Raw genomic sequence first — 15,625 nt, forward strand, 5'->3', positions numbered from 1 at the left:
CCGGCATCAAGCGGGGCTGGACGCGCGGCCGGCGCCGGCGGTCTCGACGATCTGGCCGTAGGCGATCGCGGCATCGTTGACAGGAAGGCTGGCGGGCAGGACGACTTCGAATCCGTCGGCCCGCAGCAGACCCGCGGTCAGTTCGGCGAGAATACGGTTCTGGAACACGCCGCCGGTGAGGCCGGCCAGGTTTACGCCCGATTCGCCACGGATCGCTCGGGCCTGGGCCAGGACCGCGCGGGCCAGGCTGGTATGGAGCAGGGCGCTGCGGTAGCCGGCCGGTTGGCTCCCGTCCATCAAAGCGGGCAGCAGGGGGCTCCAGTCGGCGCGATACAGGCCGTTCTCACGCCGCAGCGGCAGTTCGATGAAATCCGCCGTGTCGCCGGCCAGCGCTTCCAGCCGCATACCGGCCTGGCCTTCGTGGCTTTGATTCAGCGTGACGCCGAGCAGGGCGGCGGCGGCGTCGAACAGACGTCCGGCGGAGCTCGTGTAGGGACTGTTGATCCCGCGTTCCCAGACGTGCCGATACGGCGCGGGGTCGACCGGGCAGCCGGACCAGTCCAGCCCCGCTTCCCAGCAGGCCGCGAGCGCGCAGCGCCAGGGCTCGGCGCTCGCCTTTTCGCCGCCGATGAGCCGGAACGGCCGCAGGCTTCCGACCCGCCGCCAGCCGCCGGGCCGGCCGAGCAGGGTTTCGCCGCCCCACAGGGTGCCGTCGCCGCCGAAGCCGGTGCCGTCCCAGGCGAACACCAGGATGTCGCCGTCCGGCCCGAACTCGCCGTAAAGCGCCGAGGCGTGGGCGTGGTGGTGGAGGACGCGGTGGATTTCGAGTCCGCAGGTCCGGGCCCAGCGACTGGAAAAATAATCGGGGTGGGCGTCGCAGACCACCCGCTTCGGCTCGATCCCGTACAAGGCGGACAGCTCCCGAATCAGTTGCTCGAATACGTCGAGGCTGCGCGGCGCGCCGAGATTGCCGAGGTGTGGGGAGACAACCGCGCGGTCTTCGAAGGCCAGGGCGATGGTGTTCTTGAGATCGGCCCCGAGCGCAAGAGTGGGTTCGGCCACCGGATAGCGGAGGCGCATTTCGAGCGGCGCCGTACCGCGACCCAGCCGCAAGGGCCGCATACTCCCGGCGCTGCGGCGGTAAACTGAGTCGTCGGCGGGCCGGCGGATCGGCCGGTCATGATGCAGGAAGGCATCGGCGACGTGAGCCAGCCGGCGCTCGACTTCCGCGCCGTCGGTCAGCACCGGCTCGCCGCTGAGGTTGGCCGAAGTGGCGACCAGCGGCGCGCCATAGTCGCCCGCCAGCAGGTGATGCAGAGGGCTGTAGGGGTACATCAGGCCGATCTCGTCTAGGCCCGGCGCGATGAGGCCGGACAGATCGCTGTCGGCGGCGCGCTTGACGATGACGATGGGCCGGAGCGGGGATGCCAGCAGTGCGCGTTCGTCAGGGCGCGGCTCGGCCAGGCGTGCCAGCCAGTCGATCCCTTCGCCTTCCAACCAGGGGATCAGCACCGCGAGGGGTTTGTCCGGGCGGCGTTTGCGTTCGCGCAGGCGCCCGACGGCGGCATCCGAGCGGGCATCGCAGAGCAGGTGGTAGCCGCCGACGCCTTTGACGGCGACGACCTGGCCTTGCCGTAGGGCTTCGATGCAGCCCGAGAGCGCCGGTTCGTTACCGGGTCTAGCGACGCATGCGGACGGCTCGCGAAATTCCAGCACCGGCCCGCACCGAGGACAGGCCAGCGGCTGGGCGTGGTAGCGCCGGTCGTGAATGTCTTCGTACTCGCGCCGGCAGTCCTGGCACAGCGGGAAGTCCGCCATCGCGGTGTTCGGGCGGTCGTAGGGCAGCCGGTCGATGAGGGTATAGCGCGGCCCGCACTGGGTGCAGTTGATGAAGGGGTAGCGGTAGCGGCGGGCGGCGGGGTCTCGCATTTCGTCCAGGCAATCGGGGCAGACGAAGTGGTCCGGCGGCACGTGGATGGGCGTTTCGTTTCCGGAATCGCTGAGCAGGATTTCGAACCCGGCGTAGCCCCGGAATTCGGCGGGCAGGCGAACGGGCGGCTGTGGATCGGCCAGCGGCGGGGCACGGGAGACCAGCGCATCGATGAGCCGCTCGATCGCGGCGGGCTCGCCTTCGGCATGGATCTCGACGCCGCCGCCGCCGTTCTTCACCCAGCCGGCGAGGCCGAATTCGCGGGCGAGCCGGCAGACGAAGGGGCGGAACCCCACGCCTTGCACACGGCCGCGGACCTGTATGCGCTGGGCGGTCCGCATGCGGGCGTTCAGGCGGCGGCGGAGTCCTTGCGCACGCCGGCCGCCCACCAGATGCGGCAGGCGCCTTCGTCCGAGACCATGCAGGGGCCGACCGGGCTGCGGGGGGTGCAGGGTTTGCCGTAGATGCGGCACTCGTCCGGCTGGATCCTGCCGAGCACGACGCGGGCGCAGTCGCAGCCCGCCGGCATCTCGCCGGCATGACGGCGGTCGCCCGCGTCGTAGTCGGGGAAATGCAGGCGGGCGTCGTGCGCGGCGAATCCCGGCTTCAGCGCGTAGGCCGAAGCCGCGATCGGCCCGATGCCGCGCCAGTTGCCGGCGGTGACGTCGAAACTGCGGTCCAGGAATTCCCGAGCCTTCGGATTGCCCCCCGGCTTCACCGCCTCCGGATAGCAATTGTCCAGCCGCGGCGTTTCCTCCAGCCACTGGACGATCGTCGAGTGGATGGCCCGGAGCAGGCTGGCGGGGGTGAAGCCGGCGATCGCCACCGGCAAGCGGTAGTCGTCGGCGACGAAGGCCCATTCTTCCGGCCCCATCACCGTGGCCACGTGGCCGGGCGCGACCAGGGCGTCCAGCACGCATTCGTCGGAATCGAGCAGCAGCTTGACCGCCGGCCAGGTCAACCGGCCGCTGCACAGGATGTAGAGGTTGTCGGGCAGTCCTTCCGCCATCAGGGCGGCGACCGGCGCCATGGTGGTCTCGAAGCCGACCGCGAACAGTACCACCGGCTTGCCGGCCGCCTTTTCGGCGATGATCCGTGCCTCGATGGGCGAGGCGATGGGCCGGATGTCGGCGCCCGCCGCCTTGGCCTGTTCCAGCGTGCGCACGGCCTGGCGCCCGAGGTTGACCGGCACCCGCAGCATGTCGCCGAAGGTGGCGACGACGGCCTCGCCCTCGAGACCGAGCCGGATGGCCTGGTAGATGTCTTCCTCCGGGCAGATGCAGACCGGGCAGCCGGGGCCGGGGATGAGGCGGATGGCGGGCGGCAGGGCGGTACGCAATCCCGCCATGCTGATCGAGCGCTCGTGCCCGCCGCAGACGTTCATGATGCGGATACCGTCCGGAATCGGCAGCTCCCTGATCCGCTCCAGCCAAAGCCGTGCGTCGCTCATCGCCTGGGGCCTTCAGGCCGTTTGGGGCTTCGGTGCGGGCTTGAAACGGACGTCCGGCCTGGCGAGGCCATGCAGCCTCCGGCCTTCGGACTGCACCGCCGGGCTCAGGCTGCGGTTCTCGCGCCGCAGGTTCCGGTAGTGCTCCAGCCGCTGGTTCAGCCAGTCCAGCCATTCCCGCATCCCCTCGCCGGTCTTGCTGGAGACGCGCAGCACCGGGGCATTCGAGGCCAGCCGCCGCAGGCAGGCTTCCGCCTTGTCGGGCGAAAACTCGTCGAGCACCGCCAGCAGGTCGGTCTTGCTGATGACCATGGCGTCGGCCGCCCGGAACATGACCGGGTACTTGGCCGGCTTGTCGTCGCCCTCGGTGACGGACAGCAGGGTCACATTGAGATGATGGCCCAGGTCGAAACTGGCGGGGCAGACCAGGTTGCCGACGTTCTCGATGAACAGGACATCGATGTTCTCCAAATCGAGCCTGGGCAATACATTGGCGACCAGATGCGCGTCGAGATGGCAGGCCGTGCCGGTGGTGATCTGGTGCGCCTCGACGCCCAGCGCGCGGATGCGCGCCGCGTCGTTCTCGGTTTCCAGGTCGCCTTCGATGACGGCGATGCGCAGGCCGCCGTTCAGCGCCTTGATGGTCGCTTCCAGCAGGGAAGTCTTGCCCGAGCCGGGCGAGGACATCAGGTTGATGACCAGTACGCCGTGCCGGTCGAACAGGGCCCGGTTCGCCTCGGCCTGGGCGTCGTTGTGCCGGAGCAGTTTGTTCAGGACGGAGACGGCGGTGACTTTGGCGTGCGAGCCGTCGGCGCGCAGCAGATGGCGGTTGCCGTCGGTGATGTTGCAGCCGCAGGTGTCGCACATGGTGGGCTTACCTCATACAGTCTCGAAAAGCGGATTCAGTCCGCGGTCTGCAGCAATTCGACCCGGGCCAGGATCATCTCGTCGCCGGCGATCAGCACCGTGTCGGTGCCGAAGCAGGCCGGACAGCGCAGGTCGCCCGGTCCGGCGTCCGCCTCCAGGCCGCAGGCGCGGCAGCGTATCCTCGGCTCGATCCTCTCCGTGCGCAGGCGCGCATGCTCGGCGACCGTGCCCAGCCGCGCCATTTCGAAGGCGCTTTCCAGGAGGCCGGGTTCGACGCCGGAGAGCGATCCGATCCGCAGGACGATGGTGTCCACCCGTTCGGCCTCGTGGCTGCGGGCGATGGCTTCGACCTGGTCGATCAGCTCCATGCAGACCGACAGCTCATGCATCGGCATCGCCCGCGGCGAGGATCTGGTCGAACAGCTCCCAGGTCGCCTCGGCATCCTCCCGGCTGATCTTCTGGATGGCGTAGCCGACATGGACCAGGACGAAGTCACCGGGGACGACGCCTTCGTCCTGCAGCATGAACAGGCTGACCTCCCGCTCGACGCCGCGCGCCGTGCAGCGCGCGGAAAAGCCGTCGAGCCGGGTGATCTGCATCGGTACGGCGAGACACATCGCCGCCTCCTAGAGTCTGCGGACCGGATCCGCGGTCGGTTCGATTCGGGACATGGTCAGCTTGAATCCTCGGAGCCGGTTCAAATGCCCGTCAATATACACCGCTTCGGCTTCAGCCCAAATCCAGCGGCACGAAAATCCTCGTACCGCCGCGCTGCACCAGCAGGGCCACGTGCTTGTCGGCCCGGTCCGCCAGTTCGCGCAGCTCGCCGGGATTGGCCACCGCATGGCCGTTGAGTGCGAGGATCACGTCGCCCGGCCGGATGCCGGCGCGTTCGGCCGGGCCCGCGGACGCCTCGACCAGCACACCGCCGTCGACGTCGGCCGTCCGCTGTTCTTCCGGCGATAGGGGCCGCACCGCCAGCCCCAGCCGCCCCTTGGCCAGCCCGTTGCCGGTCGCGGCGGCCTGCTGTGTGTCCGGCATTTCGCCGACCTGGACCGTGATCTCCTCGCGCTTGCCGTTACGCCAGATGCCCACCTTCGCTTCGCTGCCTGGCTTGATGTCCGCAACCAGTGGCGGCAATTGGCCGGAATTTTCGATCGGCTGGCCGTTGAGGCTCAGGATGACGTCGCCCGGCTTGATACCGGCCTTGGCCGCCGGCCCGTCGTTGGGCACCGAATCGACCAGGGCGCCCGTCGGGCGATCCAGCCCGAAGGATTCGGCCAGTGACTGGTTCAATTCCTGGATGCCGACGCCGAGCCGTCCTCGGCTGACCTTGCCGTCCGCCAGCAGCTGCTTTTCGACCTTCAGCGCGACATCGATGGGGATGGCGAACGACAGGCCCTGGTAGCCGCCGGTGCGGCTGTAGATCTGCGAGTTGATGCCGATGACTTCGCCGCTCAGATTGAACAGCGGGCCGCCGGAGTTGCCCGGATTGACGGCGACATCGGTCTGGATGAACGGCACATAGGTTTCCTCGGGCAGGCTGCGCGATTTCGCCGAAATGATGCCCGCCGTCACGCTGTTTTCGAAACCGAACGGCGAGCCGATCGCCACCACCCAGTCGCCGGGCCCGGATCGCGCGGGATCTCCCAGCGGCACCACCGGCAGACCTTCGGCCTCGATCTTGAGCAGGGCGACGTCGGTGGGTTTGTCGATACCGATGATCCGGGCCTTGAATTCGCGCCGGTCATTCAACTTCACCGTGACTTCCTGGGCGCCGTTGACCACATGGGCGTTGGTCAGGATCAGGCCATTGGGACGGATGATGAATCCCGAGCCCAGTCCGTGCGCGGGAGCATCCTCGCCACGGGGAATCTGCGGTTGGAACCGTCGGAAAAATTCCCCGAACGGATCATTGGGGTCGAACTGGGGCATCTCCGGCAGATTGACCCGGCTGGTGCCGGTGACGCTGATGTTGACGACCGCCGGTCCATTACGCCGGACGATGGCGGCGAAGTCAGGCAGAGACGGCGTGGCACGGGCTGCGGCCTCCGGCGGTTGGGTCGAGTGCGGGGGCGGCTGCATGAGATCCGATTTGGGCACCAGGGTGTAGCCGCCGTAGCGGACATATCCGGCGCCCATGGCGGCGAGGATGGAGGCGGCGATCAGGGCGGAAAGCATGACGTTTTTTGGCATGGCGGTTTCTTCCTCACGAATCAGCGGTGTTTGCCGCTGGATGAACACGATAAGAAGGGAAACTTAAAACAAGCTTAAAAGCCAAATACGGATTTCCTCGGGCGGTCAGCCCGCCCGGTCGGGGGCCGGCTGTTCCAAGTGCAGATGTTTCAAGGCAGCGATCGAAAAGCGGGCGATGTGCTCGGCGGTTCTCTCGATGTCCTCCGGCGTTGCGATGATTTCCGGATAGACGCGGTCGATCAGCGAACGCGAATGGTAGTACATCAGGCATTGCCCGACGACGCTCAGACCCAGCCGGTGCATGTCCGCTTCGCTATAGCCGGGGCCGACCAGCTCCGCGACAATCCCGTCCAGGAGTTCGCAATGCGGCTTCATCGTAGTTTCGATCACCTGATCGAGCGCACCGGTAGGAGTAGGATCGGCGAGTTCACGCGCCAGCAGCTTGCCGTGGCGGCCGAGGTAGGTATCGTCCAGCATTCGCCCCAACAGATTACCTATGAAGTGGCGCAGCCGCACCTCGGGCGGCAGACTCTTATCTCCGGCCTTGGTATAGGGATAGCGTTCGCTGGCCTCCCGGTAGGCGAAGCCGAGAACTTCGGAATAGAGCGCTTCCTTGCTGCCGAAGTGATAATTGACCGAGGCCACATTGACCTCCGCCCTGGCGCATATCTCCCGCACCGTCGCATCGCGAAAACCCTTGTCGGCGAATATCTCCAATGCGGCTTGCAACAGCCGCTTGCGGGTGGGATCGTGGCGAGGCGTGTCGTTTGATGCGTTCATACTGGCGATTCGAGCTACGGATTCGGTCGGCCGTCCCGATTTCATCCGGACCTGCCGGCCGCTGGAACGGCATGGCCACGGCTCCGGTCGGCAAGCCTTTGCAAGACATGATAAAACACCGGGGTGAACAGCAGGCCGAACACCGTCACGCCCAACATGCCGAAGAACACAGGCACCCCCAAGGCCTGCCGCATCTCGGCGCCCGCCCCGGTGGCGAACATGAGGGGCAAAACGCCCATGATAAACGCGAACGAAGTCATGAGGATCGGTCGGAACCTCAGCCGGCAGGCTTCGAGGGCTGCCGCCATCGCGTCCACCCCTTCTTCCCGCCGGGTCTTGGCGAATTCGACGATCAGGATGGCGTTCTTGGCCGCCAGGCCGACCAGCACCAGCAAGGCGATCTGGGTGAAGATGTTGTTGTCTCCGCTCCGCAGCCATACCCCGCCCAGAGCGCACATCAGGGTCATGGGCACGATGAGGACGATGGCGAGCGGCAGTATCCAGCTTTCGTACAAAGCCACCAGGACCAGGAACACCAGCAGGCTCGAGAGGGCGAACACATAGACGGCCGTGTCGCCCGCCAGGATCTGCTGGTAGGTCAACTCGGTCCATTCGAAATCCATGGACAGCGGCAGGGTCCTCCTCAACAGCTCCTCCATCAGAGCGATCGCCTGCCCCGAACTGACACCGGGCGCGGGAGAGCCGTTGATCTCGGCCGCAGGGTACATATTGTAGCGAAGCACCCGCTCCGGCCCGCTGATTTCCCTCACTGTCATTAGCGCCGCCAGCGGTACCATGGCCCCCGCGGCGTTGCGGGTTTTGAGCCGGCCGATGTCCTCGGGTTCGCGGCGGTACTCGCCGTCGGCCTGGGCCGTGACCTGGTAGGTGCGGCCGAACAGGTTGAGGTCGTTGACATAGAGCGATCCGAGATAAATCTGCATGGTGTCGAAGATTTCCGAGAGCGGGATGCCCTGCGACTTGGCTTTGACCCGGTCGATGTCGACATAGAGCTGCGGAACGTTGTTTTGGAAACTGGTGAACAGTCCCGCCAGTCCCGGTGTCTGCCGGCCTGCGTCGAGGGCGGCTTGCAGTGCGCCGTTCAGCGCGTCGAAGCCCTCGTTGCCCCGGTCCTGGATCTGCAGCTTGAAGCCGCCAAGGCTGCCCAGACCCAGGATCGGCGGCGGAGGAAAGATGCCGATGAAAGCCTCCTTCACGCCGCCGAGCTTGGGCTGCAATTCGCCCAATATCCGCTGGGCCGACAGGCCCTTGGCCACCCGCTCCTCGAACGGCTTGAGAGGCACGAAGATGGTGCCGGCATTCGAGGTATTGGCGCCGCTGACGACCGAAAAACCGGGAAACGCCACCGTTCCCTGCACGCCCGGCTGGGCCAGGATGATTTCCGATGCCCTGTGCAGCACGGCATCGGTTCGTTCCAGAGAGGCGGCCTCCGGCAACTGGGCAAATACCACCAGATAGCCCTTGTCCTGCAGTGGAATGAACCCGCCAGGCACCCGCTCGAATTCGTAGCCGGTGAAGGCGAGCAGCCCTCCATACAGCGCCAGCACGACGCCGGACAGCCTCAGCAGGCGTTTGACCAGGCCGGCGTAGCCGTTGGAGCAGGCATCGAAACCCCGGTTGAACCCACGGAACAGCCAGCCGAACAACCGGTCGATCCAAAGGCTCAAGCGGTCCTTGCGGGCATGGTGGGGCTCGAGCAGGACCGCGGCGAGCGCGGGGCTCAAGGTCAGAGAGTTGAACGCCGAGATCAGGGTGGAAGCGGCGATGGTGACGGCGAACTGGCGGTAGAACTGCCCGTTGATGCCGGAGACGAAGGCCGCCGGAATGAACACCGCACCCAGCACCACCGAGATGGCGATGATCGGTCCCGTCACCTCCCGCATGGCCTGGCGCGCCGCTTCCTTGACCGAAAGCCCGAGGCCGATGTGGCGCTCGACGTTCTCCACCACCACGATGGCGTCGTCGACGACGATGCCGATGGCGAGTACCAGCCCGAACAGCGACAGATTGTTCAGCGAATAGCCCAGCGCCGCCATGACCGCGAAGGTCCCCACGATGGACACCGGCACCGCCAGCAGCGGGATGAGCGCGGCGCGCCAGGTCTGCAGAAACACCAGCACCACCAGCACCACCAGGGCCAACGCCTCGAAAAAGGTGCGGGTGACGGCGTCCAGTGATTGCTCGACGAAGATCGTGGTGTCGTAGACGATCCGGTAATCCACTCCTTCCGGAAACCGCTGTTTCAGGGTCTGCATCTTGCTCTTGATTCGCCGGGCCGTATCCAGGGCGTTGGCGCCCGGCCGCAGCGAAATCGGCATGGCGACGGCGTCTTCGTTGTTCAGCTGGCTGCGCAGGGAGTAGCGGTTGGCGCCCAGCTCGATCCTGGCGACGTCGCGCAGACGCACCAGGCTGCCGCCTTCGCCGTACTTGACGATGATCGCGCCGAACTGCTCGACGCTGGCGAGGCGACCCATGGTGTTGACGTTGAGCTGGAAGTCCGGGCTGCCGTCCAGCGGCGGCTGCCCGATCACGCCGGCCGGCACCTGGATGTTCTGTTCGCGGATGGCGCGCACCACATCGCCGGCGGTCATGTTCAAAGCCGCGATCCGGGTCGGGTCGAGCCAGACCCGCATACTGTAATCGCCGGCGCCGAAGGTTCGGACATCGCCCACCCCCGGGAGCCGCAGGATCTGGTCGCGGATGTTGAGCAGGGCGTAGTTGGAGAGATAAAGCTGGTCGTAGCGCTGGTTCGGCGAGACCAGATGGATGACCAGCAGGATGTCGGGCGAAGATTTCTTGGTCGTCACGCCCTGCCTGCGGACGTCCTCCGGCAGCTTCGGTAGGGCATTGGAGACCCGGTTCTGCACCTGCATCTGGGCGATGTCCATGTCGGTGCCGATCTCGAAGGTGATCGTGAGCTGCATCTGGCCGTCGCTGGTCGACTGCGAGGACATGTACAGCATGCGCTCGACGCCGTTGACTTCCTGCTCGATCGGCGCCGCCACGGTTTCGGCGATCACCTTGGGATTGGCGCCCGGATAGGTGGTCGATACCACGATGGTAGGCGGCACCACTTCTGGATATTGCGCGATCGGCAGTGCGAACATCGCGATCCCGCCGATCAGCACCGTGATGACGGAGAGGACGATGGCGAAGCGCGGCCGGTCGATGAAGAAATGGGCGAATTTCATCGAGCCGCCTCCGGCATGTCGATGCGGGTCGCATCGACCGGCGTGCCGGGCCGCACGAACTGAAGCCCGTTGACGATGACCCAGTCTTCGGGCGACAGGCCATCCGAGACGATGCGCAGGCCATCGTACAGCCGCCCGGTCACAACGGGGCGGTATTCCGCACGGTTATCGGCGGTCACGACCATCACGTACTTCTTGCCCTGATCCATCGCGATCGCGCGGTCGGGGATGAGCAGACCCTGGTGGCGGCTGCCGCCGGGAATCCGGACTCTGGCGAACAGCCCTTGCTCCATCAACCCGTCGGGATTGGGGATGACACCGCGGGCACGCACGGTGCCCATCTCCGCGTTGACCTCCGGATCGACGTAATCGAGATACCCGCGATGCGGATAACCCTGTTCGTCCAGCAGTCCCATTTCAAGCGGCATTCCATCCTTGCGCTCGCCAGCCAGTTCCAGTCGGCGGTACTTGAGCAGGGCGCGTTCGTCGGCGTCGAAATAGACGTACATCGGATCGACCGAGACGATGCCGGCCAGCACCGTGGTATCCGCCGTGACCAGGTTGCCTGCGGTGAGGAGCTTGCGGGAAATGCGTCCGTCGATGGGCGCGCGGACCTGGGTGAACTCGACGTTGAGCCGGGCCAGATCGACCTCCGCCCGGGCCGATTCGACGTCGGCCAGAGCCTGCACCAGGCTCTGGCGGCGGGTGTCGTATTCCTCTTCCGAAATCGCCTGCTCCTTCAGTGGACTCTCGGCCCGCTGCAGATGGTTCCGGGCCAGCTTGAGCCTCGATCGGGCCCGCTCGAGTCCGGCCTGCGCCTGCTGGAGTTGCGCCACATAGGGCCGGGGATCGACGACAAACAGCAGATCGCCTTTCTTGACCCGGCTGCCGTCGGCGAAAAGGATTTGTTCGAGGTAACCGGAAACCCGGGCACGGACGTCCACGGATTCCACCGCCTGCAGCCGTCCGGTGTACTCGTCCGTTTCGAGGATTTCCCGGCGCACCGGCTGGCTCACCTCCACCTTCGGTGTCGGCAGGCCCGCCATGCCGCTTTCGCCGCCGCCACAGCCGGCGACTTGGAGCAGAGTGATCGCAGCCACGATGCGAGCCATCGGGACGGCGCGGGAATGTATGATGTCGTTCACGGTCGGGGATTCTCCTGCATGAAAGGCCGATTCAGCTTCCGCCGGCCAGCTTGCCCGAATCGACCAGGGCGGTCTCCCAGCCGCCGCCGAGGGCCTTGTACAGCGACACCAGATCGGCGGCCACGGATGCCTGGCTCCTCACCAGGTCGCTCTCGGCGGAGTAAACCGCCCGCTCGGAATCGAGTACGTTGAGGAACGAGGTGAGCCCGGAACGGTAACGCTCCTTGGAGAGCTTCAGCGCCAGCCGGTTCGATTCCACCGCCTGCTCCAGGGCGGCCCGACGGTCCTTTTCCTGGGCGTAAGCGACCAGGAAGTTTTCCACGTCCTTCAAGGCACCGAGCACCGCGGATTGATAGGCCAGGAAGCTCTGCTCCTGCTGGGCCTTCTTGGCGTCGATGTTGGCCCGGATCCTGCCCCAGTTGAATATCGGCGTGGTCAAGGTGCCGGCGGCCGACCAGGATTTGCTCAAGGCGGTGACGTCGGTGATCTTCATGTTCTGGAAGCCGAGGAAGGCGGCGATGTTGAATTTGGGATAGAGATCAGCCGTGGCAACGCCCACCTGAGCCGTGGCGGCGGCCAGTTGCCGCTCGGCCAGGCGGATGTCTGGCCGGCGCCTCAGCAGCTCGGAGGGCAGGTCGAGCAGGATACGGTCGGGCGCCGACGGCACCGGCTGCTCGGGATCGAGCAGGGTCTGCAAGGCACCGGGCGGCTTGCCGAGGAGCAGTTCGAGCTGGTGCATGGCCTGTTTGCGGGCCGTCTCGTACACAGGCAACTGCGCCTGGGTCTGCGCGGCGAGCGCTTCGGCCTGAACCGCTTCCAGCGAGTCCGACAGGCCGGCCTGGTAGCGGATGCGCATGAGCCGCGCGGTTTCCAGCTGGAGCTTGAGGTTGGCCTGGCTGACGTTCAGCAGGTGCTGGTTGCTGCGCATTTCGATGTAGGCGCGGGCCACGTCGCCCAGCAGCGTGACCAGCACCGCGCGGCTGTTTTCGACCTCGGCTTCGAGGTTGGCCTCGGCCGCTTCGATCGAGCGCCGGATGCCGCCGAACAGGTCGATCTCCCATTGCACGTCGAAGCCGAGCTGGAAGATGTCGATGTTGTTGCCGAAGCCGACGCCGCCGGGCTGTCCACCCGCGCCACTCTGGCCGGCATTGTTGAGGCGCCGGCTCACGCTCTCCTTGTTGGAGACGATCGGCAGACCGTTCGCGATGGCGACGATCCGTTGTTCCCGGGCGGCGCGGATGCGGGTGTAGGTTTGCTTGAGATCCAGGTTGGCGACCATCGCCTCCCGGATCAACCGGTTCAGTACCGGATCGCCGAAGGCTTTCCACCAATCCGCGCCGACTGTTTCCGACGGGGCCGCCGGCGGGGGCTCGGCTTCGTGCCAGCGTTCCGGCATCGTCGTGTCCGGGCGCCGGTAGTCCGGACCCACCGGCGAACAGGCGGTGAACACCGCGCCCAGCAGGGATGCAAAAAGGCGCAGGACCCGGTGCGTGGCTCTGCCGTGGCCATGGTCTCCAGCGGGGAGGAGCCCTGCGAAGCGCTGGCTGTTTTCGCCGCCCGGATTGTGATTAGCCGGCTGATTCAAGCGTTTCATTCGGTCAATTCAAACGTATGTTTGAATCGAAGATACGAAACAAGCGTTTGGATGTCAACCCGAATTTTTCTCAAGGCGCCCCCTTGACGTTTTTCGGGGGATGGACGATCCGCCGGCATCTGGCGGAAAATGGCCCATCATGCCTCCCGTGCAGCGCGCAGCGATCATCCGGACTCCGCAGTGGTCCATCACCAGCCGCATCATCGACGAACGTCGGGACGAATTCCTGTCGTTCATCCCCCTATCGCTTCTGTCCGACGCAGCCCGGTGATACGGTTCTTTCGACGCCCTTCCGCCGTCGCACTGACCGCCTGCCTGCTGCTGGAAGCAGCGGCCGCTTTGGCAGATACGAGCCTCAGCGGAAGGGTGTCGGCCGTGCTGGACGGCGACTCCATCATCGTCGTGGATGCCGGCCGGCGGGAGGTCGAAGTGCGGCTGGCGCAGATCGACGCCCCGGAACATGGACAGGCGGACTGGCAGGCGTCCAGACAGTCCTTGTCCGAGCTGCTGCTGGGGAGGACCGTGACCGTCGAGCGTGTGGACGCAGACCGCTACGGCCGAATAGTAGGCCGGGTGTGGGAGGAAGGGACCGATGCCGGCCTGGAGCAGGTCCGGCGTGGCATGGCATGGGTATACCGACGGTACACCGCCGATCAGGCCTATTTCCGTGCCGAAGAACGGGCGCGGCAGGAAAAGAAGGGGCTGTGGTCACAGCCTCGTCCGGTTCCACCCTGGCGGTTCCGCCACCGGGCCGCATCATCGGATTCCGACCCCAGGCGATCTCCGGCAGATCGTGTTTCCCCCTGTGGCGCCAAACACCGTTGCGCTGAGATGCTCTCCTGCGAGGAGGCGCGTTTCTATCTGCTCCGCTGCGGTGTCAAGTCACTGGACCGGGACGGCGACGGTACGCCTTGCGAAGAACTGTGTTGAAATGATCGAGGTGGTTCACACCGACGCTGCCTTGCTGGTGCTTTCCAAGCCCAGCGGCCTGCTGGCGGTACCGGGGCGCGGTCAGGACAAACAGGATTGCCTGAGCGCTCGGGTGCGCGCCCGCTATCCCGACGCCCTCGTCGTGCACCGGCTCGACATGGCCACTTCGGGCCTGATGGTCATGGCGCGCGGAATCGCGGTGCAGCGCACCCTCAGCCAGTCCTTCGCCCGGCGGGAAGTGCTCAAGCGCTACGAAGCGCTCGTGCATGGCGTCTTGGGGACACCGCCGGAAACAGAGAACGGCTGGAGCAGCATCGATCTCCCCCTGTTGTCCGACTGGCCCAATCGCCCCTTGCAAAAGGTCGATCCTTTGCGCGGCAAACCCAGCCTGACCCGCTGGCGAATCCTGGGTCATGAAGACGGTGCCACCCGCGTGGAACTCGAACCGGTGACTGGGCGATCCCACCAGCTCCGCGTCCATCTTGCCGCCCTGGGATATCCCGTGCTCGGTGATCCGCTGTATGGGCACGAAGCGGCGAAATCCCGTGCTGGAAGACTGCTGCTGCATGCCAGGACTTTGGGATTCTTCCATCCGGTGAGCGGTGAGTGGCTCGAATTCGAAAGCCCGGTGCCGTTTTGAGCCGGAGACTGCTGGCACCAGATTGTCAGAACCGGCCTTTGACATGCAGCCTCCTGGCGAACTCCGAGGAGACCTTCCCTCGGTCTTTCGTCTTCCCGGAACGCTTCGCTGGCTATCGGCGCCCCCGATCCGAGGGGGGATCGATCCGGCAGCCGGCATCAGCCGTTCCACGCGCTGCTGGCCGGACGGGAATCCGCGACCCCATGATTCCCCGACCCGGCGCGGGCTGCCGTGGGCACCCTTGAGCCCGGCATGCATGGTCTGGGTCGGCGTCGGCAGAAGTTCGGCTGCCGTCCGGGTAGCCTGAGGGGGGAGATCCGGCCGATGGACGTCGTTCGACCGTGCGGACTACCACATCAGGTCGTCCGGCACCTGGTAGGCGGCGTAGGGATCGTCCCTGTTTTCCTCGCCGCTTCGGCTCGGCGCGTTTTTCAACACGACGCACGAGGCATCCCTCGCTGCGATGCGCTCGGCGATGTCCGCCGGCACCAGCTCGTATTTGCCGTCCAGTTTGACGATGGCGATCTGGCCCTGGACGATGCGCTTGCGCAAGGCCTCGGTGACGTAGATGCGCTTGACGATGCCGCCGTCGGCGAAGTTGAAGAGGACTTCCCCGTCGGCGGGCTGGCGGTTGGCTTCGACGAGCTGGCGGATCTGTGCGATGAGCGCCTTGCGCTCGTCGGCTTCCTTCTTCTGCAGATTCAACGCGCGGTCGCGCGCGGCCTTCTCGGCCTGAGCCTGCTGAATCCCGGTCTTTTCGGCAGCCGCACCCTTGTTTTCGGCGGCATGCCGGCGTTCCTTGCGCAGATCCTTCTGCGCCTTTTTCAGTTGCTTGTCGTTGACCAGTCCTGCCTTGCGCAGTTGTTCCTGGAGAGGGTTGCTCATG

Annotated in this window: 14 protein-coding genes; 3 read left to right on the forward strand and 11 right to left on the reverse strand. The window is 66.0% G+C overall.

Annotated elements, in window-relative coordinates; all coding sequences use genetic code 11:
* Nucleotides 1–6: 6 nt before the first annotated feature.
* The 10 genes from hypF to ACSHWJ_RS00965 form a co-directional block, all read right to left on the reverse strand.
* Entirely contained in the window at nt 7–2,271 is a 2,265-nt protein-coding gene (gene hypF, locus ACSHWJ_RS00920; RefSeq protein ID WP_218800120.1) for a carbamoyltransferase HypF, read from the reverse strand.
* 8 nt (nt 2,272–2,279) lie between these two features.
* Nucleotides 2,280–3,380, reverse strand: a complete 1,101-nt coding sequence (hypD, locus tag ACSHWJ_RS00925; protein WP_218800119.1) for a hydrogenase formation protein HypD — start codon at nt 3,378–3,380, stop codon at nt 2,280–2,282.
* 12 nt (nt 3,381–3,392) lie between these two features.
* Complete coding sequence (gene hypB / locus ACSHWJ_RS00930; RefSeq protein ID WP_249385344.1) at nt 3,393–4,244, reverse strand: hydrogenase nickel incorporation protein HypB; 852 nt, start codon at nt 4,242–4,244, stop codon at nt 3,393–3,395.
* 35 nt (nt 4,245–4,279) lie between these two features.
* Nucleotides 4,280–4,633 carry a hydrogenase maturation nickel metallochaperone HypA gene (hypA, locus tag ACSHWJ_RS00935; RefSeq protein WP_010960867.1) on the reverse strand — a complete coding sequence of 118 codons (354 nt, stop codon included), beginning with the start codon at nt 4,631–4,633 and terminating at the stop codon, nt 4,280–4,282.
* Nucleotides 4,626–4,862, reverse strand: coding sequence for a HypC/HybG/HupF family hydrogenase formation chaperone (locus ACSHWJ_RS00940; protein ID WP_218800117.1), 237 nt, complete (start codon nt 4,860–4,862; stop codon nt 4,626–4,628). Before ACSHWJ_RS00940 ends, hypA begins: the two co-directional genes overlap by 8 nt.
* Nucleotides 4,863–4,974: 112 nt before the next feature.
* Nucleotides 4,975–6,441, reverse strand: coding sequence for a DegQ family serine endoprotease (locus ACSHWJ_RS00945; RefSeq protein WP_249385345.1), 1,467 nt, complete (start codon nt 6,439–6,441; stop codon nt 4,975–4,977).
* A gap of 105 nt (nt 6,442–6,546) precedes the next feature.
* Nucleotides 6,547–7,221: a CerR family C-terminal domain-containing protein gene (locus ACSHWJ_RS00950; protein WP_218800115.1), complete on the reverse strand. Its 675-nt coding sequence runs from the start codon at nt 7,219–7,221 to the stop codon at nt 6,547–6,549.
* 41 nt (nt 7,222–7,262) lie between these two features.
* Nucleotides 7,263–10,430: an efflux RND transporter permease subunit gene (locus ACSHWJ_RS00955; protein ID WP_218800114.1), complete on the reverse strand. Its 3,168-nt coding sequence runs from the start codon at nt 10,428–10,430 to the stop codon at nt 7,263–7,265.
* Nucleotides 10,427–11,575, reverse strand: coding sequence for an efflux RND transporter periplasmic adaptor subunit (locus ACSHWJ_RS00960; RefSeq protein ID WP_256996455.1), 1,149 nt, complete (start codon nt 11,573–11,575; stop codon nt 10,427–10,429). Before ACSHWJ_RS00960 ends, ACSHWJ_RS00955 begins: the two co-directional genes overlap by 4 nt.
* Before the next feature lie 31 nt (nt 11,576–11,606).
* Nucleotides 11,607–13,169 (reverse strand): efflux transporter outer membrane subunit, encoded by a 1,563-nt coding sequence (locus tag ACSHWJ_RS00965; RefSeq protein WP_432539164.1) that lies wholly within the window; start codon nt 13,167–13,169, stop codon nt 11,607–11,609.
* Between the two features lie 139 nt (nt 13,170–13,308).
* Between ACSHWJ_RS00965 and ACSHWJ_RS00970 the strand changes: the two genes are divergently transcribed.
* The 3 genes from ACSHWJ_RS00970 to ACSHWJ_RS00980 are packed head-to-tail and all read left to right on the forward strand — an operon-like array spanning nt 13,309 to nt 14,739.
* Nucleotides 13,309–13,440, forward strand: a complete 132-nt coding sequence (locus tag ACSHWJ_RS00970; RefSeq protein ID WP_256992913.1) for a hypothetical protein — start codon at nt 13,309–13,311, stop codon at nt 13,438–13,440.
* Nucleotides 13,437–14,099 (forward strand): thermonuclease family protein, encoded by a 663-nt coding sequence (locus ACSHWJ_RS00975; RefSeq protein WP_256992912.1) that lies wholly within the window; start codon nt 13,437–13,439, stop codon nt 14,097–14,099. The genes ACSHWJ_RS00970 and ACSHWJ_RS00975 overlap by 4 nt, the downstream gene beginning before the upstream one ends.
* A 1-nt stretch (nt 14,100) precedes the next feature.
* A complete protein-coding gene (locus ACSHWJ_RS00980) occupies nt 14,101–14,739 on the forward strand; it encodes an RluA family pseudouridine synthase (RefSeq protein WP_017365308.1) in 639 nt (212 codons plus the stop codon).
* Between the two features lie 348 nt (nt 14,740–15,087).
* Here ACSHWJ_RS00980 and ACSHWJ_RS00985 read toward each other — a convergent pair whose 3' ends face one another.
* Nucleotides 15,088–15,624: a DUF2058 domain-containing protein gene (locus tag ACSHWJ_RS00985; RefSeq protein WP_256996453.1), complete on the reverse strand. Its 537-nt coding sequence runs from the start codon at nt 15,622–15,624 to the stop codon at nt 15,088–15,090.
* Nucleotide 15,625: the final 1 nt, after the last annotated feature.

The sequence above is a fragment of the Methylococcus sp. S1M genome, assembly GCF_051295855.1.
Lineage (GTDB): Bacteria > Pseudomonadota > Gammaproteobacteria > Methylococcales > Methylococcaceae > Methylococcus > Methylococcus capsulatus.

Excerpts from the sequence above, each read along its gene's own strand:
- hypF (WP_218800120.1), bottom strand. The coding sequence starts at position 2,271 with ATGCGGACCGCCCAGCGCATACAGGTCCGCGGCCGTGTGCAAGGCGTG.
- ACSHWJ_RS00940 (WP_218800117.1), bottom strand. The coding sequence starts at position 4,862 with ATGTGTCTCGCCGTACCGATGCAGATCACCCGGCTCGACGGCTTTTCC.
- ACSHWJ_RS00980 (WP_017365308.1), top strand. The coding sequence starts at position 14,101 with ATGATCGAGGTGGTTCACACCGACGCTGCCTTGCTGGTGCTTTCCAAG.
- ACSHWJ_RS00985 (WP_256996453.1), bottom strand. The coding sequence starts at position 15,624 with ATGAGCAACCCTCTCCAGGAACAACTGCGCAAGGCAGGACTGGTCAAC.
- ACSHWJ_RS00965 (WP_432539164.1), bottom strand. The coding sequence starts at position 13,169 with ATGAAACGCTTGAATCAGCCGGCTAATCACAATCCGGGCGGCGAAAAC.
- ACSHWJ_RS00970 (WP_256992913.1), top strand. The coding sequence starts at position 13,309 with ATGCCTCCCGTGCAGCGCGCAGCGATCATCCGGACTCCGCAGTGGTCC.
- ACSHWJ_RS00945 (WP_249385345.1), bottom strand. The coding sequence starts at position 6,441 with ATGCCAAAAAACGTCATGCTTTCCGCCCTGATCGCCGCCTCCATCCTC.
- hypA (WP_010960867.1), bottom strand. The coding sequence starts at position 4,633 with ATGCATGAGCTGTCGGTCTGCATGGAGCTGATCGACCAGGTCGAAGCC.
- ACSHWJ_RS00955 (WP_218800114.1), bottom strand. The coding sequence starts at position 10,430 with ATGAAATTCGCCCATTTCTTCATCGACCGGCCGCGCTTCGCCATCGTC.
- hypD (WP_218800119.1), bottom strand. The coding sequence starts at position 3,380 with ATGAGCGACGCACGGCTTTGGCTGGAGCGGATCAGGGAGCTGCCGATT.
- ACSHWJ_RS00950 (WP_218800115.1), bottom strand. The coding sequence starts at position 7,221 with ATGAACGCATCAAACGACACGCCTCGCCACGATCCCACCCGCAAGCGG.
- hypB (WP_249385344.1), bottom strand. The coding sequence starts at position 4,244 with ATGTGCGACACCTGCGGCTGCAACATCACCGACGGCAACCGCCATCTG.